The organism is Salinimicrobium oceani (assembly GCF_012037645.1).
This window is the reverse complement of record NZ_JAAVJR010000669.1, coordinates 1-443: the sequence shown is the minus strand read 5'-3', so window position 1 is coordinate 443 and position 443 is coordinate 1. Positions and strand designations below refer to the sequence as shown.

The window sequence follows — 443 nt, the reverse complement described above, 5'->3', positions numbered from 1 at the left end:
AAGGAGCTTCAAGAGTTCTGAAATCACCGATCTCGATCTTCTCACCAATTACTCCGGTTTGTTCAGTAAGTTTCTCCTGAACAGTGATGCCTTTGTAATCTTTAGATAGTAACTCTTCCTTAGAATTTACGTTCATAGCAAGATCTGCGAAGTCTTCGGCCAACTGGATGAAAGATTCATTTTTAGCAACGAAGTCTGTCTCACAGTTAAGAGAGATGATCACCCCTCTTGAATTCTCTGCATTTACTTTTGCGATAGCAACACCTTCAGCTGATTCTCTGTCGGCACGGTTTGCAGCAACTTTTTGACCTTTCTTACGAAGGATCTCGATAGCAGTGTCAAAATTACCATCGGCTTCTACCAATGCTTTTTTGCAGTCCATCATACCGGCACCGGTAGCTTGTCTTAGTTTATTTACTTCTGCGGCGGTTATATTTGCCATA

General features: G+C 41.8%; 1 protein-coding gene. It reads right to left on the bottom strand.

Going from position 1 to position 443, the window contains the following annotated elements:
* Nucleotides 1-442 (bottom strand): translation elongation factor Ts (tsf, locus tag HC175_RS18800; protein ID WP_168139720.1); only part of this gene is annotated, 442 nt, incomplete at its 3' end.
* Nucleotide 443: the final 1 nt, after the last annotated feature.